General features: G+C 70.2%; 14 protein-coding genes and 1 pseudogene. 11 read left to right on the forward strand and 4 right to left on the reverse strand.

Annotated elements, in window-relative coordinates:
- Positions 1 to 79 precede the first annotated feature (79 nt).
- From VMD91_19765 to VMD91_19780, 4 genes and pseudogenes are all read left to right on the forward strand, one after another.
- Positions 80 to 418: pseudogene (locus VMD91_19765) on the forward strand (DUF296 domain-containing protein).
- A gap of 55 nt (positions 419 to 473) precedes the next feature.
- A complete protein-coding gene (locus VMD91_19770) occupies positions 474 to 1,988 on the forward strand; it encodes an MDR family MFS transporter (protein HTW86319.1) in 1,515 nt (504 codons plus the stop codon).
- 92 nt (positions 1,989 to 2,080) lie between these two features.
- Positions 2,081 to 2,848 carry an extracellular solute-binding protein gene (locus VMD91_19775; GenBank protein HTW86320.1) on the forward strand — a complete coding sequence of 256 codons (768 nt, stop codon included), beginning with the start codon at positions 2,081 to 2,083 and terminating at the stop codon, positions 2,846 to 2,848.
- A 57-nt stretch (positions 2,849 to 2,905) separates the two neighbouring features.
- Positions 2,906 to 3,856 (forward strand): alpha/beta hydrolase, encoded by a 951-nt coding sequence (locus VMD91_19780; GenBank protein ID HTW86321.1) that lies wholly within the window; start codon positions 2,906 to 2,908, stop codon positions 3,854 to 3,856.
- On the opposite strand, the gene VMD91_19785 is transcribed toward VMD91_19780, so the two are convergent.
- A complete protein-coding gene (locus tag VMD91_19785) occupies positions 3,853 to 5,796 on the reverse strand; it encodes an amylo-alpha-1,6-glucosidase (protein HTW86322.1) in 1,944 nt (647 codons plus the stop codon). The genes VMD91_19780 and VMD91_19785 overlap by 4 nt on opposite strands.
- Before the next feature lie 90 nt (positions 5,797 to 5,886).
- On the opposite strand from VMD91_19785, the gene VMD91_19790 reads away from it, so the two are divergent.
- Positions 5,887 to 8,562 carry a hypothetical protein gene (locus VMD91_19790; GenBank protein ID HTW86323.1) on the forward strand — a complete coding sequence of 892 codons (2,676 nt, stop codon included), beginning with the start codon at positions 5,887 to 5,889 and terminating at the stop codon, positions 8,560 to 8,562.
- Positions 8,563 to 8,587: 25 nt separating this feature from the next.
- Here VMD91_19790 and VMD91_19795 read toward each other — a convergent pair whose 3' ends face one another.
- Positions 8,588 to 10,183, reverse strand: coding sequence for a hypothetical protein (locus tag VMD91_19795; protein HTW86324.1), 1,596 nt, complete (start codon positions 10,181 to 10,183; stop codon positions 8,588 to 8,590).
- A 253-nt stretch (positions 10,184 to 10,436) separates the two neighbouring features.
- On the opposite strand from VMD91_19795, the gene VMD91_19800 reads away from it, so the two are divergent.
- The 5 genes from VMD91_19800 to VMD91_19820 all read left to right on the forward strand — a co-directional run bounded on the left by VMD91_19800 (position 10,437) and on the right by VMD91_19820 (position 20,705).
- Complete coding sequence (locus VMD91_19800) at positions 10,437 to 11,783, forward strand: FAD-dependent oxidoreductase (protein ID HTW86325.1); 1,347 nt, start codon at positions 10,437 to 10,439, stop codon at positions 11,781 to 11,783.
- Positions 11,780 to 13,951, forward strand: a complete 2,172-nt coding sequence (gene glgB / locus VMD91_19805; GenBank protein HTW86326.1) for a 1,4-alpha-glucan branching protein GlgB — start codon at positions 11,780 to 11,782, stop codon at positions 13,949 to 13,951. The genes VMD91_19800 and glgB overlap by 4 nt, the downstream gene beginning before the upstream one ends.
- Entirely contained in the window at positions 13,948 to 16,032 is a 2,085-nt protein-coding gene (gene glgX / locus VMD91_19810; protein HTW86327.1) for a glycogen debranching protein GlgX, read from the forward strand. The genes glgB and glgX overlap by 4 nt, the downstream gene beginning before the upstream one ends.
- Positions 16,029 to 18,062 (forward strand): 4-alpha-glucanotransferase, encoded by a 2,034-nt coding sequence (gene malQ / locus VMD91_19815; protein HTW86328.1) that lies wholly within the window; start codon positions 16,029 to 16,031, stop codon positions 18,060 to 18,062. The genes glgX and malQ overlap by 4 nt, the downstream gene beginning before the upstream one ends.
- 132 nt (positions 18,063 to 18,194) lie before the next feature.
- Positions 18,195 to 20,705 carry a sugar phosphate nucleotidyltransferase gene (locus VMD91_19820; protein ID HTW86329.1) on the forward strand — a complete coding sequence of 837 codons (2,511 nt, stop codon included), beginning with the start codon at positions 18,195 to 18,197 and terminating at the stop codon, positions 20,703 to 20,705.
- Here the strand turns inward: VMD91_19820 and VMD91_19825 are convergent.
- Together VMD91_19825 and VMD91_19830 are read right to left on the reverse strand one after the other, a co-directional pair.
- Positions 20,697 to 22,037: a retropepsin-like aspartic protease gene (locus VMD91_19825; protein HTW86330.1), complete on the reverse strand. Its 1,341-nt coding sequence runs from the start codon at positions 22,035 to 22,037 to the stop codon at positions 20,697 to 20,699. The genes VMD91_19820 and VMD91_19825 overlap by 9 nt on opposite strands.
- 27 nt (positions 22,038 to 22,064) lie before the next feature.
- Positions 22,065 to 23,201 (reverse strand): DEAD/DEAH box helicase, encoded by a 1,137-nt coding sequence (locus VMD91_19830; GenBank protein ID HTW86331.1) that lies wholly within the window; start codon positions 23,199 to 23,201, stop codon positions 22,065 to 22,067.
- A 186-nt stretch (positions 23,202 to 23,387) separates the two neighbouring features.
- On the opposite strand from VMD91_19830, the gene VMD91_19835 reads away from it, so the two are divergent.
- Positions 23,388 to 24,248 (forward strand): hypothetical protein, encoded by an 861-nt coding sequence (locus VMD91_19835; GenBank protein ID HTW86332.1) that lies wholly within the window; start codon positions 23,388 to 23,390, stop codon positions 24,246 to 24,248.
- The last annotated feature ends 7 nt before the right edge of the window (positions 24,249 to 24,255 follow it).

Genomic DNA, 24,255 nt, shown 5'->3' on the forward strand with positions numbered 1-24,255 from the left:
ACGACGGACTGGCCACCTACGCGCTGATCTTCGACGAGGGCGACGAGGCCGTCGCCGAGCTGCGCCGCGCGAGACGAACGTCGACGGCGCCTCCTTCACCGCCGTCGGCGCCGGTTCGCGCGCGGTCGTCGGCTGGTTCGACTTCGACCGCAACGCCTACGATCCGATCCCGGTGAACGAACAGGTCGAGCTGTGCTCGATGATCGGCGACGTCGCGAGCTTGCCGAGCGGCGAAGGCCAGGTCCATGCGCACGTCGTCCTGGCCCGGCGGGACGGCTCGACTCGGGGCGGCCACCTGTTGGAATTCCACGTGAAGCCGACGCTCGAGCTGATCCTGACGGAGACCCCGACCCATTTGCGCAAGCGAGCCCAGCCCGGCTCGGCGGTGGCGACCATCCGTCTCGACGAGTCGGGTTGACCGATCACGATATATCGCGTACTATCGACCAGATGATTTTCCCCGCGGTGCGCCGGTGACCGAGCGCAAGACGTCGCCATTCCTGATCAGCCTGACCGTCATGCTCGGGATGATCATGGCCATCATCGACGCGACGATCGTCAACGTCGCGCTGGCGACGATCGCGGGGAACCTGGGCGCTTCGATCGACGACGCGGCGTGGGTTGCGACCGGCTACATCCTGGCCAGCGTCATCACCATGCCGCTCAACGGCTGGCTGACGGCGTACTTCGGCCGCAAGAAGTTCTACGCCGGCTGCATCCTGATCTTCACCGTCGCCTCGTTCTTGTGCGGCACGGCGACGAACATCTGGCAGCTGGTCGTCTACCGCGTGATCCAAGGCTTCGGCGGCGGCGCGCTGCAGCCGACGGCGCAGGCGATCATGTTCGAGACGTTCCCGCCCGCGCAGCGCGGCAGCGCGATGGCGATCTTCGGCTTGGGCGCGATGGTCGGCCCGGCGCTCGGCCCGATCCTGGGCGGCTACATCGTCGACAACGCGAGCTGGCAGCTGATCTTCTACATCAACTTGCCGATCGGCTTGATCGCGTTCCTGATGACCAACGCCTTCATCCCCAACCCGCACTACTTGAGCAAACCGAAGGGCGGTCTGGATTGGCTGGGCCTGGGCCTGCTCTCGAGCGGCTTGGCATCACTGCAGTACGTCCTCGAGCGCGGTCAGCACGACGACTGGTGGAGCTCCGGCACCATCACGCTGCTGGCCGTCGTCTCGGCCGTCACGCTGACCTGGTTCGTCGTCAAGACGGTTCGCGACAAGCACCCGTTGGTCGACCTGAAGGTCTTCCGCTATCGCACCTTCACGGTCGGCAACATCTTGATGACGATCGTCGGCTTCGGGTTGTTCGGGACCAGCTTGATCATGCCGCTGTTCTTCCAGACCGTGATGGGGATGACGGCCTTCGACACCGGGATGGCGCTCTTGCCGGGCGCAGTCGCGACCGCGATCTGCATGATCATCGTCGGCCGGCTGATGAACTTCATCGATCCGCGAGTCCTGGGCGGGCTCGGCATGGTGCTGTTCGCGTGGTCGTGTTGGGCGCTGGGCGGTCTCAACGAGCAGGCCGGGGTGGGTGACGTCTTCATGCCGCGGCTCGTGCAAGGCTTTGCGATGGGCTTGCTGTTCGTGCCCCTCACGACCGTCATGCTGGGCGCCATTCCGCGCGAGGAAATGGCCGGCGCGACCGGCGTCTCGCTGCTGCTGCGCCAGCTCGGCGGCAGCCTGGGCATCGCGGCCCTGACGACGCTGCTGGCGCGCGAGACCGCGATCGCCTGGAACGTCCTGGCCGGCGGCGTCACCCGGACACACGGTCAGTCGACGATGGTACTCACGCAGCTCGTCGCGCAATCGTCGTCGGTGATCGCCTACGACTACCTGTTCCGCGTCTCGGCGATCGTCTTCATCGTCGCGTTGCCGCTGGTGTACTTCATGCGCGCCCCGCGCGCGGTTCGCGACGCCCAAGCCGCCGCCAAGAAATCGGGCGGTGCGATGCCGGCGATGGCGATGGCCGAGTAGCTCGCCTTCACCATGCGCACGGTGATCGAAAAACTTTCGTAAACGCCGTCGGCGCGGGCGTCCGTCGTGCGGCTTTGGCCGACCATAGTTGCATGAATCGAATCTGGCTCGCCGGTCTCGGCGCTCTCGCGCTCACTGCTGCCGGCGCCGCCCCGGGACGGGCGGCCGACCAAACGACGATCATCGCGCTGGTGTCCGCGGTCGGCAACGCGGCGATGCGCGAGGTCGCGGCGATGTACGAACGCGTCCACCCGGACGTGCACGTGCAAATCGTCCCCGGCGGTGCCGCGGTGCTGGTGGCACAAGTGGAGGCGGGCTCCGGCGGCGACCTCATCACCGGCGGCCCGGAGGCGCTCGCGCCGCTCGTGACGCACCACAAGATCGGGTCCGGGGTGGGCATCTTCTCGTTCCACGAGGTCGTCCTCGTGCGCCACGGTTCGACCAAGGTGCACTCCCTGCGCGATCTCGCCAATCCCGGCATGCGACTCGCGCTCGGAACGACGAACTCGACGATCGCGGCCTATTCGAACGAGGTGCTGCGGAAAGCCGCCGAGCAATACGGCGCGGATTTCCCGAAGAAGGTGATGGCGAACGTCATCGTGACCGAGTCGACGTCCACCGAAATCGCCGCGGCCGTGCGGAGCGGTCTGGTCGAGGCCGCGATCGGCTTCAGCTCCGACGCCTCCGACGGGGTCGACGCGATCAACGTGCCGGCCGCGGACGACGTCATCACGGTCGATCAGGTGGCGCCCGTGAACGGCTCGCCGCACGCCGACGCGGTGGCGGCGTTCTCCACGTATCTGCGCGGCCCGGAGGCGCAAGCGGCGTTCCGCAAGCACCACCTCGACGCACCGCACTGAGCTAGCAAAAACACGAACCGGCGCAACCTTCCCCGCCGGCTCCCGGTAGCAGCGCCCATGAATCGTACGAGGTTCATCGGGACGACCGTCGGCGCGCTGGCGGCGAGCGCGATTCCGCTCGCCGCCGACGCGAGCGAAACGGACATCGCGCTGCAGACGCCGACCGGATCGATCGCCGGTACGCTCACGCTGCCATCGGACGGTCCCTGTCCGGTCGTGTTGATCGTCGCCGGCTCGGGACCGGTCGACCGCAACGGGAACAGCGGACCGATTCGCGCCGACACGTACGCCCTGCTGGCGGCCGCGCTCGCGGCGCGCGGCATCGCGTCCGTCCGGTACGACAAGCGCGGCGTCGCCGGCAGCGCCGCGGCGGCGACGAGCGAAGCGGCGCTCCGGTTCGAGACGTACATCGACGACGCCGCGGCGTGGTTGCGTTTGCTGGACGCGGACCATCGGTTCACGCGCGTCGTGCTGGCCGGCCACAGCGAGGGCGCCATGGTCGGCCTGGTGGCCGTTCAACACGCGCCGGCCGCCGCGTACGTGAGCCTGGAGGGTCCCGGCCGCCCGATCCCCACCGTTCTGCGCGAGCAGCTCGAGCCGAAACTGCCGCCCGACCTCTACGCGAAGGCCGACGCGATCACCACGGCGCTCCAAGCGGGCAAGACCGTCGACAACGTGCCGCCCGAACTCTGGTCGCTGTTCCGGACGTCCGTGCAGCCCTATCTCATCTCGTGGTTCCGCTACGTTCCCGCCGACGAGATCGCCAAGGTGCGCATCCCGACGACGATCGTGCAGGGGACGGCCGACGTGCAGGTGTCGATGGTCGACGCGAACGCGCTGGCGAAGGCGCAGCCGGCGGCCAAGCTCGACGTGATCGACGGGATGAACCACATGCTCAAGCACGCCCCCGATACGTCCTCGCAAGCGGCGATCCTCGCCGGCTACACCGACGCGAGCTTGCCGATCGTCCCGCAAGCCGTCGACGCCGTCGCGAGCGCCGCCGGCTAGCCGTCGCCCAACAGCCGCAGCGCGTCGATCAGCGCGGCGACGCTCCAGGCTTGCGCGGGGCAACCGCGCGGCGCGTGCGGGGGGTCGCCGTCGGCGATCTCGCACAGCGTGCCGAGCGCGTCGGTTTCGAGCGCGTCGAGCAGCGGCTGCACGAACGTCCGCGTGCGCGCCGCATCGCCGTAGGCGCGCAGGTGCGCGCGGATGAACGGGCCGGCCAGCCACGGCCACACCGTCCCCTGATGGTAGGCGCCGTCGCGCGCGGCTTGGTCCCCGCCGTAGGTGCCGTGGTACCGCGGATCGTCGGGCGCGAGCGTGCGCAGGCCGAGCGAGGTCCACAGGTGCGCCGCGCAGACGTCGACGATGGCGCGGGCGCGCTCGGCGTCGAACGCGCCGGCCGGCAACGCGACCGCGAACAGTTGGTTGGGCCGCAGTGAGAGATCGTCGCCGTCGGGTCCGTCGAGCACGTCGTAGCACCAGCCGCGTTCGGCGTTCCAATAGCGCTGCATCGCGGCGGCGGCCTTGTCGCCGAGCGCGCGGAACGCGTTCGGCGGGCGGCCGAGGCGGCGCGCGAAGGTCTCGCACGCGCGCAGCGCGTTGTACCAGAGGGCGTTGATCTCGATCGGCTTACCGCGTCGCGGCGTGATCACGCGGTCGCCGACCTTCGCGTCCATCCAGGTCAGCTGCACGCCCGGCGCGCCGCCCCGCACGAGACCGTCGGCGTCGAGGCCGATGCCGAAGCGCGTCCCCTCGCGGTAGCCGTCGATCACCGCCCGCACCGCCGGCATGACGTCGAGCAGGAACGGCACGTCGTCGGTCGCGTCGAGGTAGGCGCGGACCGCTTCGATGAACCACAGCGGCGCATCGATGGTGTTGTACTCGGCCGGCCCGCCGGCATCGGGAAAGCGGTTGGGGATCAGCCCGTCGGCGACGTGCGCCGCAAAGGTGCGCAGCACGTCGGCCGCGTCGGCGGCGCGATTGGTCGCCAGCAGCAGGCCCGGCAGCGCGATCATCGTGTCGCGGCCCCAGTCGGTGAACCACGGGTAGCCGGCGATCACCGTCGTCCCGGCCAGCGGCGGCTCGCCGCGCGCGACGACGAACTGGTCGGCGGCGAGCGCGAGCCGGCCGAGCAGCGGCGTCGACTGGCGGTCGGCGATCGCGCGGTTGGCGTGACGGCGGGTGGCGACGACGTCGGCGGCCACCGCCGGCGCCGCCGGATCGAGGCTGCAGACGACGCCGCCGCTCGCGCCGTCCGCCAGCGTCCACGCCAACGTGAGGACGTGGGCGTAGTCGTCGACGTCCGGCAGGCCGCGCTCGGTCTCGCGCGGCAGCAGAAATCCCGCATAGCGTTCGGACGCCGCGCTCGCGCTCGCGCCGGGAGCGCGCACGTATAGCGTGCGCTGCGCGGCCGGCAGGCGGATCTCGGCGCCGCCGGCGACCAGCGTGGTCGCAAACGACTCGAGCGACGGCAGCGGACCGCCGTGATGGTCGCGGTCGGCGACGACCAAACGGCCGCGTATCGCCAGCGCGGTGCGCGCACGCGTGACGTGCAGCGCGACGGCGATCGCATCCGCTCCCTGTGGCATCGCCAGCGTGAGATCGAGCAGCGCGTCGCCGAGCGCGTACGTCCAGGTCGGCAGCCCGTCCGCGAGCGTGAAGGCTTCGACCAGCCGCCAGCCTTCGGGTGCGATCGCGCCGGACTGCCACCGATCGGTCGCGAGCGCGTACGAACGGCCGTCGTAGTCGACGTCGAGCTCGAGGCGCGCGACGCACAGCCGTCGCGCGACGGGCGGCTCGACGGCGGCGATCAGCAAGCCGTGATAGCGGCGCGTGAGCGTGCCGGCGAGCGTGCCCATCGCGTAGCCGCCGCGTCCGTTCGTCAACAGCCACTCGCGCGACTCGGCCGAGGCGAGATCGCCGCAGAGTCCCCGCCCGTACCGCACGCCGGAGATTGCGTCTCCGCCACGGAGGAAACCTGGCGTCCGATCCACCAGCACCTAGCAGTGCCACGAAACAATCCCGAGCAGGCTCGCTTGGAGGCGGCTGCGTTCCGCGACGAGCCCTGGCGGCATTGGGGACCGTACCTGAGCGCTCGCCAGTGGGGGACCGTCCGCGAGGACTACAGCGCGGACGGCAACGCGTGGGACAGCTTTCCGTTCGAGATGGCGCGGCTGCGCGCGTACCGTTGGGGTGAGGACGGGATCCTCGGCATCTCCGACCAGCACCAGCGGCTGTGCTTCGCGCCCGCGTTCTGGAACGAGCACGACGAGATCATCAAGGAGCGCCTGTACGGGCTCAACGGCCATCAGGGCAATCACGGCGAGGACGTCAAGGAATACTGGTGGCACCTGGACGCCACGCCGACAGCCTCGTACTTGAAAGGCCTCTACCGGTACCCGCACCGCGCCTATCCGTATGCGCTGCTGCGCGAGGAGAACGCGCGCCGCGGCCGCGACGCGCGCGAGTACGAGCTGCTCGACACCGGCGTCCTCGCCGACGACGCGTTCTTCGACATCGTCGTCGAGTACGCCAAACGCGACGTCGAGGACATCTGCATCCGCATCACCGTCACCAACCGCGGTCGCGAGGCCGCGCCGCTGCACCTGCTGCCGCACGTCTGGTTTCGCAACGAGTGGACCTGGAAGACCGGGACGCCGCGGCCGCAGATCTACGACGTCGTCCCGGCCGGCAACGTCCTCGCCATCGAGCACGCGACGCTGGGCAAGCGGTGGCTGTTCACCGACGGTGGCGCGCAGGAACACCTGTTCACCGAGAACGAGACCGACTTCGAGCGCGCCTTCGGCGTGCGCAATCCGGCGCCGTTCGTCAAGAGCGGGATCGACCGCGCCGTGCGCGGCGAAGACTCCACCGCGGTCAACCCGGCCCGCACCGGCTCGAAGTGCGCGCTGCACTACCGGTGGATGATCGAGCCCGGCGCCTCGCAGACCGTTCGGCTGCGGCTGACCGACGACCGCGACGGGGACGGGATCGATCGCGACTTCGACGCGATCTTCGACCTCCGCGAGCAGGAGGCGGACGAGTTCTACGCCGCCGCGTCGCCGGAGCTGGACGCCGAGGCGTCGCTCGTCCAACGGCGCGCCTTCGCCGGTCTGATCTGGTCGGAGCAGTTCTACAACTACGTCATCGTCGATTGGCTCGACGGCGACCCGACCCAGCCGACACCGCCGGCGTCGCGCAAGCACGGCCGCAACGCGGATTGGCGTCACCTCTACAACGACGACGTGCTCTCGATGCCCGACACCTGGGAGTATCCCTGGTACGCGGCCTGGGACCTCGCCTTCCACGTCATCCCGATCGGGTTGATCGACCCCGCCTACGCGAAGAAGCAGCTCGTCACGCTCACGCGCGAGTGGTACATGCACCCGAACGGAGAGCTGCCCGCGTACGAGTGGGCGTTCGACGACGTCAACCCGCCGGTCCATGCGTGGGCCGCGCTGCGTCTGTATCGCATCGAGGCGGCGCGCAACGGCGGCGTCGGCGACTATCGTTTCCTCGAACGCGTCTTCCAGAAGCTGCTGATGAACTTCACCTGGTGGGTGAATCGCAAGGACGTGGCCGGCCGCAACGTCTTCCAGGGCGGCTTCCTCGGCCTGGACAACATCGGGCCGTTCGATCGCAGCGCGAAGCTGCCGGACGGCGCGTACCTCGCGCAGAGCGACGGCACCTCGTGGATGGGCGTCTACGCGCTCAACCTGCTGGCGATCTCGATCGAGCTGGCCAAGGTCGAGAATATCTACGAGGACGTCGCCTCGAAGTTCTTCGCCCACTTTCTCATCATCGCCGACGCGATGAACTCGCAGCGCGAGGACGAGATGGGGCTGTGGGATCCCGAGGACGAGTTCTACTACGATCAGCTCTACTTGCCGGACGGTAGCCGCATCCCGCTCAAGGTGCGCAGCATGGTCGGCGTCATCCCGACCTTCGCGGTCGAGCCGCTCGACTATTCGACGCTCGAGATGCTCCCGCGGCTGCGCACGCGGATCGAGTGGTACCTGCGGAACCGCCCGGAGCTGACCGAGAGCGTGGCCCGCATGGACGTCGGCGGGTTGCACGAACGGCGCCTGCTCGCGATCTGCAATCCGGACCGTCTGCGCAGCGTGCTGCGGCGCCTCTTCGACGAAAACGAGTTCCTCTCACCGCACGGGATCCGCTCGCTCTCGCGTTTCCATCTCGACCACCCGTTCGTGCTCCGGCTCAGCGGCCGCGAGTTTCGCTGCGACTACGAGCCGGCCGAATCGACCAGCGGGCTCTTCGGCGGCAACTCGAACTGGCGCGGTCCGGTGTGGATGCCGACCAACTACTTCTTCATCGAGGCGCTGCAGAAGTTCCACTACTATCTGGGCGACGACTACACGGTCGAGTTCCCAACCGGTTCGGGCCGCATGCTCACGCTCTGGGAGTGCTCGCTCGAGCTGGCGCGGCGGCTGCTCGGCCTCTTTCGCTGCGACGAGCACGGTCGGCGCCCGTTCCTGGGCGCCGACACGCTGGCGCAGACCAGCCCGTACTGGAAAGACCAGATCACGTTCCACGAGTACTTCCACGGCGACACCGGCGAAGGACTCGGTGCCTCGCACCAGACCGGCTGGACCGCGCTCATCGCGAAGCTCGTCGACCAGCTGGCGCGCTACGCCGACCCCGGGGCGCACCGGCTGCTGGCCGCCGAGTTCGGCATCGTCCCGCGGATGTAGTCTGCGCGCACGGACGCCGCCGGCGCTACGGCGTCAAGAGCAGGGCTTGGGGACCGTTCAGGCCGGAGATCGTCGCGAACGGCGACCCGGTGTAGGGCGGTGCGTAGACGGTCACGTTCGCGCGGCCCACGTTGCCGACGATCATGTCGTTCGCGCCGTCGAACGCGAGCGCGACCGGCGAGTTGACGCCGTTCGTCGTCGTGGCCACCGGCGCTCCGGTGTACGGCGGCGCGAACTCGACGATGGTGTCGCCTTCGTCGCTGGCGACGTACGCGTTCCCGACGGCGTCGGTCGCCACGGCTTCGTTGCCCGGCAAGCCGGTGCTCATGGTCGTCGGCGGGCCGGTATACGGCGGGGCATATTCGGTCGCGCCCGGGCCGTTGAAGTCGACGACGAACAGGTCGCCCATCGCGTTGAGCGCCAGCCCGCTCGGCTTCGTCACCCCGTTGGTGATCGTCGTCGGCGTCCCGCTGTACGGCGGCGTGTAGACGGTCATCGTGTTGTTCCCGTAGTTGGCGACGAACAGCGTGTCGCTGGCGTTGACCGCGACGTAGAAGTCCTGGTCGACCCCGGTGGTGATCGTCGTCGGCGCTCCGGTGTACGGGGGCGAGAACTCTTCGACCGAGTTCGCCTTGCTGTTCGCCACGAAGAGGTTGCCCAGCGCGTCGATCGCGAGGCCGGCGGGCCCGTCCAGGCCGCTGGACATCGTCGCGACCGGCGCCCCGGTCCACGGCGGGGCGTACTCGGTGACCGTGTTGTTCCCATAGTTGGACACGAACAAGTCCTCGGCCGCGTCCATCGCCAGCGCGTACGGTTCGTCGACGCTGTTCGAGATCGTCGTCGGCGCGCTGGTATAGGACGGCGCGTACGCGAGGACGTCGTTCGCATCGTAGTTGGCGATGAACAGCGTCTGGATATCGTTCTTCACGGTGAAGTTCGTCGTGCAGACGGCGCCGCTGAGCGAGCACGTGTCGTCGCCGTACGCGGCGGTCAGCGTGAACGACTCGGTCTGCTGGTTGGTGCCCGGCGGCGTCAGCACGACCGTGTTCGGCGTGCTGGCCGTCGGATTCGTCACGGTGAAGCCGCTGCCGCTCGCGCTCGCGAGCGTGAAGGTCGGCGAGCCGGCGCCGACGATGACGTTTCCGTCGGCGTCGAGCGCCTCGACCTGCAGTTTCTGCGCGCTCGTCCCGTAGAGCGTGAAGCCGTCGCTCTGCGTGCCGTGCACCGCCGCCGCGGCGCTGCTGACCTGGAGCGCCGCCGGCACACCGCTCAGGGCGAGGGCGACCGCGTTCGTCTGTCCTTGAACGACCGTGAAGTCGACCAGCTGCCCCTGAGAGAGTTCGTTGCCGGTCGCGTTCGCGCCGTCGTAGGTGGAGACCGCGGCGTCATAGGCGCCGGGATCCAGCGCGATCGTGAGCGTGCACTGCGTCGACGCCAGCGTCGAGGTGCACCCCGTGGCCGTCGGCGTGAGCGCGACGGTTTCGTCGACCACGCTCGTGCCGCCGGGATCGGTCGAGATCGCGAGCGTCATGCTGGCCGTCGCCGGCGAGATGTATTTGGGCGCTCGTCGCTGCGCGGCGGCGGTGCCGGCCGCCTTGGGGACCGAGATCGTGAACTTCACGGCACCGCGGCCGTGCCCCAGCGGCGTCGATCCTCCCCCGGCGGTCCCCGGCGGGAGCGCGCCCGCACGGCTTGCACAACTCGACAGAGCGAGCGCAGCGAGGAGCAGTGTGAACCGATGAAACGGCGGAACGCGACGCACGGGCTGACTCTCCTCCGGAAGCGGCTGGCGGATTTCGATCACTGCGCTGCCCGCGTGCGAGCGCCCTCTCGGGAGCGGAGCCGCCTTCGCTCCAGCGAAAGTGCGGCGGGCGATGCGCTACGATCTCGCGGTCATCGGGTCGGGCCAGGGCGGGAAGCCGCTGGCCCGCGATTTCGCCGAGCGGGGCAAGCGCGTCGTGTTGTTCGAACGCGGTGCGTTCGGCGGGACCTGCGTGAACGTGGGCTGCACGCCCTCGAAGGCGTTCCTCGCCGCCGCCCACGCCACCGGCCGCGCGCGGCGAACGGGTCCGCTCGGCGTGCACTGCACGGTCAGCGTCGACCAGAACGCCGTCATGGAGCGCGTGCGCGGCATCATCCACCGCTGGCGTACCGGCTCCGAGACGCGCACGCAGCAGAGCGGCGTCGAAATCGTTCACGGCGAGGCGTCCTTCGACGCGCCGCACGTCCTGCGCGCGAACGGCATCACCTACGAGGCGGACGTCGTGGTGCTCGACACCGGCTGTACGGCCGCGATCCCGCCGATCCCGGGTCTGGCCGGCACGCCCTTTCTCACCAACGAGAACTTCTTCGCGCAGCGAACGCTGCCCGAACGGCTGCTGGTGATCGGTTCGGGCTACATCGGACTCGAGCTGGGCCAAGGCGCCGCGCGGCTGGGCAGCACGGTCACGGTCGTGACGCCGGACGACCGGCTCGTCGCGCGCGAAGAGTCCGACGTCTGCCACGTCTTGACCGACTCGTTCGTGCGTGACGGAATCGACGTGCTGCTGCAGCGCCACGCGACCCGCGTCGTTCACGACGGCGCGCGCTTCGAGCTCACCCTCGACGACGGCACGCGCCTGGCCGGCGACGGATTGCTGGTGGCGGTGGGACGAAAGCCGGCGGTGCCCGACGGCGCCGTCGCGCGAGCCGGCATCGCGCTCGACGAGCGCGGCTTCGTCGCGTGCGACGAGCACCTGCGCACCACCGTCGCCGGGCACTACGCGATGGGCGACGTGGCGGGACAGCCGCAGTTCACGCACGTCTCGTGGGAAGACTTCCGCCGCCTGCGCGCGATCCTCGGCGGCGACCTCTCTCGCACGCGCGACGATCGCGTCCTCGGGTACGCGATGTTCACCGAGCCGCAGGTGGGCCGGGTCGGGATGACGGCGGACGAGGCGGAGCGGCGCGGCCTGCCGCACCGGGTCGTCACCTACGAGCTGGCCGACGACGCGCGAGGCATCGAGTGGAACCTGCCGGACGGCTTCTTTCGCTTGGTGGTCGATCCGGCCACCGACGCCATCCTCGGCGGGACGTTCGTCGGCTACGAAGCGGGGGAATTGATCCACGTGATCCTCGCCCACATGCAAGCCGGCTCGACCTGGCGCGTGATCGAACAGTCCGTCCACATCCACCCGACGTTCGCCGAAGGGATCCCCTCGCTGGCGCGGTTGCTGCTGTGACCTCGCCCGAGCTGGCCGACGCCCTCGCCGCCGGGAACGAGGGCGATCCGTTCGCGGTCTTGGGCCCCCATCGGCTCGGCACCGGGACCGTCGTGCGCGCCTTCCTCCCGCGCGCGCGCTCGGTCGACGTCGTCGACGCCGACGGCGAGCTGTTGGCCGAAGCGATCGCGGTCGGCGGCCACGGCCTGTTCGAAGCGCTGGTGCTCGAGCTGCCCACGGTGTACCGGCTGCGCGTCGAGGACGAACGCGGCGTGCGCACGATCGACGATCCGTATCGCTTCCCGCCGCTGCTCGGCGAGCTCGACGCGTGGCTGATCGCGCAAGGAAACCACCTCGAGCTGTACCGCGTGCTCGGCGCGCACCCCGACACGATCGACGGCGTCGCCGGGACGCGCTTCGCGGTGTGGGCGCCGAACGCGCGGCGCGTGAGCGTCGTCGGCGATTGGAACGCCTGGGACGGTCGCGTGCACGTCATGCGGCTGCGGCGCGAGTGCGGCGTGTGGGAGCTGTTCATACCCGCCGTCGGCGCGGGCGCGCGCTACAAGTACGAGCTGATCGCGCCCGACGGCCGCCTCTTGCCGCTCAAGGCCGATCCGGTCGCGTTCCGCAGCGAGCTGCGGCCGCACAACGCCTCGATCGTGGCCGCGCCCTCGACGTTCGTCTGGGACGACGCGGCGTGGCTCGCCGGCCGGGAAGCGCGCCAGCGCCGCGACGCGCCGATCCAGATCTACGAAGTGCACCTGGGCTCGTGGAAGCGCGTGCCGCACGAGGGGGACCGGTTTCTCACCTATCGCGAGCTGGCCGATCAGCTGATTCCGTACGTCGCCGATCTCGGTTTCACGCACGTCGAGCTGCTGCCGATCACCGAGCACCCCTTCGATCTGAGCTGGGGATACCAGACGACGGGCTGGTTCGCGCCGACCAGCCGCTTCGGCGAGCCGGACGACCTGCGCGCGTTCGTCGACGCGGCGCACCGTGCCGGCTTGGGCGTCATCCTCGATTGGGTGCCCGGTCATTTTCCGACCGACGCGCACGGTCTGGCGCGTTTCGACGGCACCCCGCTCTACGAACATGCCGACGACCGCGAAGGCTTCCACCGCGAGTGGGGGACCTACGTCTTCAACCTGGGCCGCAACGAGGTGTCGAACTTTCTCATCGCCTCGGCGCTGTACTGGCTGCGCGAGTTCCACGTCGACGGCTTGCGCGTCGACGCGGTCGCCTCGCTGCTCTACCGCGACTACAGCCGCAACGAGGGCGAGTGGATCCCCAACCGCTACGGCGGGCGCGAGAACCTCGAGGCGGTCGCGTTCTTGCGGCGCTTCAACACGACCGTCTACGGCGAGGTGCCCGGCATCGCGACGTTCGCCGAGGAGTCGACCGCGTGGCCCGGCGTCACCACGCCGGCCCACCTGGGCGGCCTGGGCTTCGGCTACAAGTGGAACATGGGCTGGATGCACGACACGCTGGAGTTCATGCAGCGCGATCCGCTCTACCGCGGCCACCACTTGAACGAGATCTCGTTCGGCCTGGTCTACGCGTTCACCGAGAACTTCGTCTTGCCGCTCTCGCACGATGAGGTCGTGCACGGGAAGCGCTCCATCCTCGGCCGCATGCCGGGCGAGGAGCGCAACCAGTTCGCCAACGTTCGGCTGCTCTACGGTCTGATGTGGGCGCACCCCGGCAAGAAGCTGCTCTTCGCGGGCGGCGAGTTCGCCCAGTTGGGCGAGTGGCGGGCGCAGGCGTCGCTCGATTGGCACGTCGTGCACGGCCTGCACCAAGGCGTGCAGCTGCTCGTGCGCGACCTCAACCGCACCGTGCGCGCGCACCCGGCGCTCTACCAGCGCGACGCCGAGCCGAGCGGCTTCGAATGGCTGACCTACGAGGACGTCCGCAACGGCGTCGTCGCCTGGATTCGCTGGGACGCGGGCCACGAGAGCCACGTCGTGTGCGTCGTGAACACCAGCGGCGCTCGCCACGACCGCTACGTGCTGGGCGTGCCGCGCCGCGGCCGCTACCGCGAGCTGCTCAATACCGACGCGGCCGTGTACGGCGGGAGCGACGTGGGTAACGGAGGGTTCGTGGATGCGACCGATCGCCCGTCTCACGGACAGTCGAGCTCTGTGACGCTGACCTTGCCGCCGCTCGCGGTGCTCTGGCTGGCTCCGTGACGTCCAGCGGACGCCGCCGCGTCGGCCCGGGACTCCCATTTCCGCTCGGCGCGACCTGGTACGGCACCGGCGTCAACTTCGCGCTCTTCAGCGCCAACGCCGAGAAGGTCGAGCTGTGCTTGTTCGACGAGCGCGGGCGGCGTGAGCTCGAACGGATCGTGCTGCCCGAATACACCGACGAGGTCTGGCACGGCTATCTGCCCGACCTGCGGCCGGGCACGCTCTACGGCTACCGGGTCTACGGCCCGTACGATCCCGCGCGCGGACACCGCTTCAACCACCACAAGCTGCTGCTCGATCCGTACGCGAAGGCGCTGGTCGGCCAGCTGCGCTGGAGCGACGCGCACTACGGCTACCGCATCGGCTCGCAGCGCGGGGACCTCTCGTTCGACCGGCGCGACAACGCCAGCGGGATGCCCAAGTGCGCGGTCGTCGACACCGCCTTCACCTGGGTGGGCGACAAACGGCCGTTCGTGCCGTGGATGCAGACCGTGTTCTACGAGCTGCACACGCGCGGCTTCACGATGCAGCATCCCGAGGTGCCGCCGGCGCTGCGCGGCACCTTCGCCGGCCTCGCCGCGCCGGCGGTCGTCTCGTACTTGCAAGACCTGGGCGTGACGACCGTCGAGCTGCTGCCGGTACACGCCTTCATCGACGACCGGCGCTTGGTCGAACAGAAGCTGCGCAACTACTGGGGCTACAACTCGATCGGCTTCTTCGCGCCCGAGCCGCGCTATCTGCAAGGCGGCGATCCGAACGAGTTCAAGATGCTGGTCAAGCACCTGCACGAGGCCGGCATCGAAGTCGTGCTGGACGTCGTCTACAACCACACCGCCGAGGGCAACGAGCTGGGCCCGACGCTTTCGTTCAAGGGCATCGACAACGCGTCGTATTACCGGCTGGCCGAGGACAAGCGCTACTACGAGGACGTGACGGGCACCGGCAACACGCTCGACCTGCGCCATCCGCGCGTGCTGCAGATGGTGCTCGACTCGCTGCGCTATTGGGTCGAGGAGATGCACGTCGACGGCTTCCGCTTCGACCTCGCGCCGGCGCTGGCGCGCGAGCACGCCGGCTACGCGCGCGACGCCGCGTTCTTCAAGACCATCGCGCAAGACCCGGTCCTCTCGCGGGTCAAGCTCGTCGCCGAACCGTGGGACGTCGGCATGGGCGGCTACCAGCTGGGTAATTTCCCGCCGGGCTGGTCGGAGTGGAACGGCAAGTACCGCGATACCGTGCGGCGATTCTGGAAGGGCGACCTGGGCGTGCTGCCCGAGCTGGCCTCGCGGGTCGCCGGCTCGGCCGACCTCTTCGAGCATCAGGGGCGCCGGCCGCGCGCGGGGATCAACTTCGTCACCGTGCACGACGGCTTCACGCTGACCGACCTGGTGTCGTACGACCACAAGCACAACGAGGCGAACCACGAGGGCAACCGCGACGGCACCGACGACAACCAGAGCTGGAACTGCGGGGTCGAGGGGCCGACCGACGATCCGGCGATCGTCAGCCTGCGCGAGCGCCAGAAGCGCAACCTGCTGACGACGCTGCTGCTCTCGCTGGGCGTTCCGCTGCTGCTGGCGGGCGACGAGTTCGGGCGCACGCAGCGCGGGAACAACAACGCATATTGCCAGGACAACGAGATCTCGTGGATCGACTGGAACGCGCGCGGGCCGCACGATCTGGCGCTGGCCGACTTCGTCAAGACCCTGTTGCGGCTGCGCAGCCAGCACCCCGCCTTCCGGCGCGACGCGTTCTTCCGCGGCGAGGCCGTCGACGCGAGCGGCCGCAAGGACATCGCCTGGATGAAGCCCGACGGCCTCGAGATGACCGCCGATGATTGGACGCCGGAGCGGCGCACGATCGGCTTGTATTTCGGCGCGCGCCCGATGCTCTTCGTCGCCATGAACGCCTCGCCCGACGACCTGCGCTTCGCGCTGCCCGACGCGACCCGCGTGTCGTGGTCGCTGGTGCTCGACACCGCGATCGAGGGCGGCACGCCGCGCGACGTCCCCGGCGACGGCGTCGAGTCCTACGCGATGATCGGCCGCTCGCTGGCGGTGTTCGCCGGCACGGCGCGATGACGCGCGTCGCGCGCCGCTACGTCGACGCGCTCGGTCAGGAGCGCGAAGCGCCGGCCGAGACGGTCGGCCGATTCGACGAGCTCCTGCGCGAGCCGCCGTACGCCTTCACGCCGCCGACGCTGGTGGTGCGCGAGGACGAGCCGCTGGCCGTCGCGGTGACGCTCCCGGCGGCGCGCTGGCACGACGACCTGCGCTGGACGCTCGACACCGCCGACGGTGAACGCGCGTCGGGAACGTTCGGCCTGCGCGGCGCGACGGTCGTGCGCGTCGGCGAAGACGGCGAGCAGCGGTTCGACACGCGCGTGGCCGAGCTGCGCGGTCCGTTGCCGCTGGGCCGCCACGCGCTGACGTTGGAAGTCGCCGGCTACGCGCGCGAGCGGGTGACGGTGGTGGTCGTGCCGCGGCTGGCCTATCCGCCGCGCGGCCGCACGTGGGGCATCGCCCTGCAGCTCTACACGCTGCGCTCGCAGCGCAACCACGGCATCGGCGACTTCGCGGATCTGCGCGCCGTCTGCACGCTGCTCGGCGCGCGCGGCGCGTCGTACGTCGGCATCAACCCGCTGCACGCGCCGTTCCGCTCCGACCCGGAGGCGGCGAGTCCCTACGCGGCCTCCTCGCGCCGCTGGCTCAACTGGCTCGCGATCGCGCTCGACGACGTGCCGGAGGCGCACGCCGCCGGCGTGCGGGCCGTCCTCGACGATCCCGCCTGGCGCGCGCGGGTCGCGGCCGCGCGTGCCTGCGACGACGTCGACTACGCCGCCGTCTCGGCGCTGAAAGAGCCGGTGCTGCGCGCGTGCTATGCGGCGCTCGCGCACGACCGGGCGCGCGCGGACGCGTTCGCGCGCTGGTGTGCCGAGCAGGGCGATCCGCTGCAGCGCTTCGCCGCCTTCGAGGTGCTGATCGAACGGCACGGGCGCGACCTCACGGCGTGGCCCGCCGGGCTGCGCGCACCGGACTTGCCGGACGTCGCGCTCGCGTTGGGCGACGACGCCGCGGCGCTCGGCTACGCGATGTACCTGCAATGGCTGGCCGACCAGCAGTTGGCGGCGGTCGCCGCCGCCGCGGCGCAGCACGGCGTCGCCTTGTACCGCGATCTCGCCGTCGGGGTGGACGCCGGCGCGGCCGACGTGTGGGCCGACCGCGCGGCGTACGTCGGCGGCGTGCGCGTCGGCGCGCCGCCCGACGTGCTCAACACGTTCGGCCAAGACTGGGGATTGCCGCCGCTCGATCCGCGCACGCTGGCCGACGACGGGTACGCCCAGCTGCTCGCGCTGCTGCAAGCCAACTGCCGGTACGCGGGCGCGCTGCGCATCGACCACGCTTTCTCGCTGGCGCGCCTGTACTGGATCCCGGCCGGCGCCGGTGCGAGCGACGGAACCTACGTCAGCTATCCGCTCGACGACCTGCGCGGCATCGTCGCGCTGGCCAGCGTGCGCGAACGGTGCGTCGTGATCGGGGAAGACCTGGGCACGGTGCCGGACGGTTTTCGCGAGCGCATGGAGGCGACCGGTATCCTTGCATACCGCATCCTGTTCTTCGAGCGTCACGCCGACGGCACGTTCGCAGCCCCCGAGGAGTATCCGGCCGCCGCGCTGGCCGCCTCGGGGACGCACGACCTCGCCACGATCCCGGCGTGGCTGCACGGCGACGACCTGCTGCTGCGCGAGCAGCTGGGGTTGGCCCGGACGCCGCTGACCGACGAGCAAGCGTCCCGCGAGCGCGAACGTACCCTGCTGCTCGACACCCTCCAGCGGCACGGCGATTTGGCGGGGAACGAACGGGACGATGAGACCGCGATCGTCGTCGCCGCGAACCGTTACCTCGCCGCTTCGCCCTGTGCCATCGTGATGGGACAGCTCGACGACGTCCTGGGAGAACGCCGCCCGGTCAACGTCCCGGGAACTTCGCTCGAATATCCGAATTGGCGTCGCAAGCTCTCGACCACCGTCGAAGCCCTCGCGGACGACCTCCGCGTCGCGCGCCTCTGCACCGCCTTCAACGAAATCCGCCCCCGTGAGAACGGACGATGATAGCAGACAGCACCATGATGCCGGCGCGCGCCCGCGGGGAATCGCGCCAAGTCGCCATCGCGAGCGCGCGCACGTCCGGGGGCCCCACGCTCTGCGTGGGGGGCGCGGAGCCAAGGGCGGAGCGCCGTTGAAATGAAAGCCGTTCTGATGGCCGGCGGGGAAGGTTCCCGGCTGCGCCCGCTGACTTCCCGACGGCCGAAGCCGTTGGCGCCGGTGGCCGGCAAGCCGGTGATGGAGCACATCGTCGAGCTGCTGCGCACGCACGGGTTCACCGAGATCGTCTCGACGCTGCACTACCTGGCCGACGAGATCGAGTCGTGGTTCGGTGACGGTTCGGCGCACGACGTCAAGATGCACTACGTCGTCGAGGACACGCCGCTGGGAACCGCGGGCGCGGTCAAGATGGCGCACGAGCTGCTCGGCGACGAACGTTTCCTGATCATCAGCGGCGACGCGCTGACCGCGCTGGACCTCGGGGCGATCGTGCGCCACCACGTCGAGCGCGGGAACGACGCCACGATCGTGCTGCAGCGCGTGACCAACCCGCTCGAGTTCGGCGTCGTCGTGACCGACGAACAGCAGCGCATCGTGCGCTTTCTCGAAAAGCCGTCGTGGGGCGAAGTCTTCTCCGACACGATCAACACCGGCATCTACGTGCTCGAGCCCGGGATCTTGGACCGGATGGAGCGCGGCAAGATCTACGACTGGTCGAAGGACCTCTTCCCCGAGATGCTGCGCGAGGGCGCCAAGCTCGGCGGCTACATCACCGACGACTACTGGACCGACATCGGCAACCTCGAGCAGTATCAGCAGGCCAACTACGACGCGCTCGACCGCAAGGTCGCGATCGCCTTTCCGGGGACGGAGGTCACGCCCGGCGTGTGGGCCGGCGAAGGGACGCGGATCGATCCCGACGCGCAGCTCGACGGCCCGATCGTGCTCGGGCGCGACGTGCGCGTCGCGGCCGGCGCGCACATCGTCGGGCCGACGGTCATCGGCGACCGCAGCCTGGTCGAGCGCGGCGCGACGATCTCGCGCAGCGTGCTGTGGGAGGACTGCTACGTCGGCGAAGAGTCGACGCTCAACGACTGCACCGTCGCCGACCGCAACACGATCGAACGGCGCGCCACCGTCCAGGAAGCCAGCGTCATCGGCCGCGGCTGCACGATCGGACAAGGTGCGACGGTCAACGCGCACCTCAAGCTGTGGCCCGACAAGTGGGTCAACGCCGGCGCGATCGTCTCGATGTCGCTCATCTACGGCCAGAAGTGGCCGGGCTCGCTGTTCGGCTCGGTCGGCATTCGCGGCTTGGCCAACCTCGAGATCACGCCGGAGTTCGCGCTCAAGCTCGGACAGGCGTTCGGGACGTACCTCAAGAGCGGCCAATACGTGATGACCAGCCGCGACACGCACCCCGCCTCGCGGGTGATGAACCGCTGCATCATCTCCGGCTTGCTCAGCGTCGGCGTCAACGTGCTCGACCTGCGCTCGTACCCGCTCCCGCTGGCGCGCTACGCGGTGCGGGTCGGCGGCGACGGCGGCGTGCACGTTCGCGTCGCGCCGGACGACGCCAACGCGATCGTCTTCGAGTTCTTCGACCACACCGGGATCGGGATCGACAAGGGCGCCGAACGCAAGGTCGAAAACCTGTTCTTCCGCGAGGACTTCCGCCGCACGCCGATGGACGCGGTCGGCCGCCTCGACTTCCCCTCGCGCGCGCTCGAGCGCTACACGGCCTCGTTCGTCGACGCGCTCCACGCGCGCGCGCTGGCCGAGGCCAACTTCCGCGTCGTGGTCGACTACGCGTTCGGCAACGCCTCGATCGTGCTGCCGCAGATCCTAGGCGGCCTGGGTGTCGACCAGATCGCGCTCAACGCCTATTTCGACGCGCAGAAGGTGCGCACGTTCCGCAACGATCGCGAGCACCACTTGCGGCAGTTGACCTCGGTCGTCACCTCGCTCGAGGCCGACCTGGGCGTGCTGATCGACGCCGACGGCGAGACGGTGACGCTGGTCGACGACAAGGGCAGCATCGTCGGGCGCAACCGGCTGGTCGCGTTGCTCACGCTGCTGATCGCGCGCGCGCAGCCCGGTGCGCGGATCGCGCTGCCGCTGACGATCCCCTCGGTGGTCGAGAGGATCGCGCACGACAACGGCGCCGAGATCGTGCGCGCGCGCAGCGACCGCCGCTCGGTGATGGCGCTGGCCGAGAAGGACGGCGCGAACTTGGCGTTCGCGGCGGGCGCGGAGTACGAGCTGGTCTTCCCCGAGTTCCAGCCGGCGTTCGACGGCATCTACGCGACCGCGAAGATCATGGAGCTGCTGGCCGCCGAGCGGCGCAAGCTTTCCGAGCTGGTCGCGATGCTGCCGGAGTGGCACATCGCGGGCCGCGTCGTGCCGTGTCCGTGGGAGCGCAAGGGCGCGGTGATGCGCTCGCTGCACGACGAGGCGGCGCACGGCGGCAACGGCAAGGTCGAGACGCTCGACGGCGTGCGGCTGGGCCGTCCGCACGGCTGGGTGCTGGTGCTCCCCGACGCGACCGACGCCTCGGTCAACGTCTGGGCCGAAGGCGACACCGACGACGAGGCGTCGCACTACGCCGACGAGATCGCCGCGCGGGTTACCGCGATCGCTTCAGCGTGAGGGGATGAGCCGCAGCAGCCGCCGCGGGTAGTCGAAGATCACGACGAAGCGCTTCCAGACCGGGTCGCCGATCTGCATCGCGACGCTCGGATCCGACTCCTCGCCGCGCGCCAGCGAGGTCGTCAGGTGCACGGCGACGTCGTCGACGCTGACGCCGCCGATGCGCAGCGAGCGCGCGCGGGCCAGGTAACCGGCGACCGGACCGCCGACGCCGACGTACGAGCTGTCGTCGGGCAGCGCGTGATAGCGATGCACCAAGTCGTGCGCGCGCACGAAGTGCGAGTACACCTCGAGCGGTCCGTCGTTCCCGGTGTCGACGCCGGCGGCGCCGGCGATCCCGTCGAGCGCGCCCTCGACCTGCGGCTGGCGTTCGTCGTAGACGAACGGCACGCGCGCACCGCCGCCGCCGAACGCGCCGGCCGAGCGCGCCAGCGCGAGCTGATGGTGCGCGAGGTCGAGCCGTGCGGCCAAGCGCGCGAGCAGCTCGTAGCCGACGATCCCGTCGACCGGCAACGCCGAGCCCAGATCGAGCACGACGAAGGGCTGGTCGCGCAGCACGGCGGTCCCGATCTGCACCGTGCGTGCGGCCGCGTAACGGACCGGGACGACGTTCGGCCCCACCCCGTCGACCGTGCCCTCGCCGACGACGACTAGGCCGCAGCGCCGCGCCGCGGCCGGCGTGATGACGTTCTGGCCGCCGGTGTCGAGCAGAAACCGCAAGGCGGGTCCCTCGTCCACGCGCACCTGCACGACCGGCAGATCGAAGCTCGGATCGAGCGCCACGCTCGTCGTTCCCGTCAGCACGACGTCGTGCGGCGGGGCGGGCGGCGCGAAGGCGGCGTCGGCGAGCGGTGCGACGCTCACCGCGCGCACGCTCGCGCGCCACTCGCCGTCGACGGAGACGTCGTCGAGCGCGAACGGGACGTTCAGCCCGTCGACGATCCGCCGGTCGGCGAGCGTGGTCGTCTCCGTGGTCGCGCCGGGATGGCGCACGATGCGGGTGGCCGTGCCGCCGCCGAGCACGCGCGCGAACGCCCGCGCGAAGGCGCGAATCGCGTCGCGCTGCGCGCGGTTGCCTTCGATCCGGGCCATCCCGGTCGCGTCGGCGCGCCACGCGTGGGTGCCGTCCCAGCCTTCGCGCTCGGAGACGGGACCGGCGTCGAAGCGCCGCACGAACCGCGCCGTCGCGCGGTCGACGAGCAGCTCGCCGCTGCCGTGCACGCCGTAGGCGACGACGTCGAGCCGCAAGCGCACGTAGCGCGGCGCGCGCGCCGGCGCGAGGACGGGCAAGAGCACCGCCAGCGCGGGCGCGGCGAGCAGCGCGAAGGGCATGGCCGGACGGCTTCGCCGTCCGGCGGGTTAGTTCTGCGAGGGCAGGACCGGCAGCTTCGCGCGGTCGATGCGCTTGCCGACGACCTTCTCGATGTCGCGGAAGAGCGGCTCTTCGTCACGCGAGACGAAGGTGATCGCCTCGCCGGTCGCCTGCGCGCGCGCGGTGCGGCCGACGCGGTGCACGTAGTCCGCGGGCACCATCGGGACGTCGAAGTTGACGACGTGGCCGAGGTCTTGCACGTCGATGCCACGAGCGGCCACGTCGGTCGCCACCAGCACGCGCAGCTTTCCGCGCTTGAACTGATCGAGCGCACGCGTGCGCTGCGCCTGCGAGCGATCGCCGTGGATGCGGTCGGCGGCGATCTTGTGCTTCTCCAGGTGCAGGGCCAGCCGGTTCGCTCGCGCCTTGGTGCGCGTGAACGCGATCGCGCTGTAGATGCCGTTGTCCTCGAGCAGCTTCATGAGCAGCTCGGTCTTGCGGGTCTGGTCGATCGTGTAGGCGCGGTGCGTGATGCCCTCGGCGGTGGTCGCCTTGGGGGGCGCCGTCGCCACGCGCACCGGATCGCGCAGCAGCTCGCGGCTGAGCTTCTCGATCTCCGGCGCGACGGTCGCGCTGAAGAACAGCGTCTGGCGTTTCGCCGGCAGCGCGGCGGCGATGCGCCGCACGTTCGGCAAGAAGCCCATGTCGAGCATGCGGTCCGCCTCGTCGAGGACGAACACGCTGACGTCGCCCAGGCGCGTGACCTTCTGTGCCATCAGGTCGAGCAGCCGGCCCGGACACGCGACGATGATGTCGGTACCGCGCGCGAAGGCCTTGATCTGCGGGCCGAAGCCGACGCCGCCGAAGACGGCCGCGATGCGCACGTCGGTGCCGCGCGCCATGGCCTGCAGGTGCTGGCAGATCTGGGCGGCCAGCTCGCGGGTCGGCGCGAGAACGAGCGCGTGGGTGCGGCCGCGGGGCAGCGTGAGGACGTGTTGGAGCAGCGGCAACCCGAAGGCGGCCGTCTTGCCGGTGCCGGTCTGCGCCGAGGCGAGGACGTCGCGTCCGGCCAGCGCGGGCGGGATCGCCGCGGCCTGGACGGGCGTGGGCACGGTAAAATCGAGGGCGCGCAGCGCGCGCAACAGCACCGGCTGCACGCCGAGTGCTTCAAAGGTCTGCGTCAATTCAGTTCTTTCGGAACGGCGATGCGCAATACGATCGTCGGTTTCCGAAAGATCGCGCCAGGAAGGATGCCACCGGGAGCGGTGACCCACCCACCATACCATACCGGCCGCCGCCCCAGGTACGACCCTTGACGGACGGCTGATCCGGTCCAGGGACGGCCCCGCCGGGCGCCCAATTTCGGCCCCGTGAAACGCTCGCTCGCATTGCTGGCAGCCTCGTGTCTGCTCGCGACGCCCCGTGGGCCTGCCGCCGCCGCGCCGCCGCCGCCGCCCACACATACGCTCTGCCCGGTCTTCGTCGGGCGCATCGACAGGCTGGACGAGGCGGGAACGCGCTATGCGGTCGGGCTGCTGACCTACGGCGAGTCCGGCACCACCTCGGGAACGATCGCGTTCTTCGCCGGCGACGAGCGGTACGAGGTGCCGTTCGCGAACGCGCTGGCCGACGACCCGACCGACGCGGGGGCGTCCCCGGAGCCGATCGTCGTGCAGTTCGCACGGCCCGTCACCCTCACGGCCGCCGTCGTCGCAGCGCTCGGTTCGCCGCCCGCCGCCTGCTCGGCTCCGTATATGCCGTGGACGCAGAACGGGCGCATCGCGCCGGCCCTCGCGCACGAATGGTTCTCGAGCCGCGTAGCGCGGCCGAGCCCAGGTCCGATGCCGGCGGACATGCTCGACGAGAGCAAACTATGGGAAGGCTTCGACGCGGAGGCGCGGACGGCGAGCGCGGTTGAAGCCGGCACGCCGATCGCGGTCGCGCCGTGTGCGCAAAAGGACCACGTTCCCTCGCTCAGCGGGCGCCCGGGGCTGGCGTGGATGCCGCCCCTGGTCACGCACGGACCATCGGCCTACACGACGGACGTCTTGGTCGCCATCGACGCCGACGGTACGCTGCTGAACGCGGCGACGCTCGTTTCGTCATCCAACAAGACGTTCGATCACGTGGCGCTCGTCGCTGCGCAGCAGTCGACGTTCCGCGCCGGGCAGTTCCGATGCGCTCCCGTCGCGGGAAGCTACGTCTTCGAGTTCTCGTACGAACACGGCTAAACGCGAC

This window comes from Candidatus Sulfotelmatobacter sp., from assembly GCA_035504415.1.
Lineage (GTDB): Bacteria > Vulcanimicrobiota > Vulcanimicrobiia > Vulcanimicrobiales > Vulcanimicrobiaceae > Vulcanimicrobium.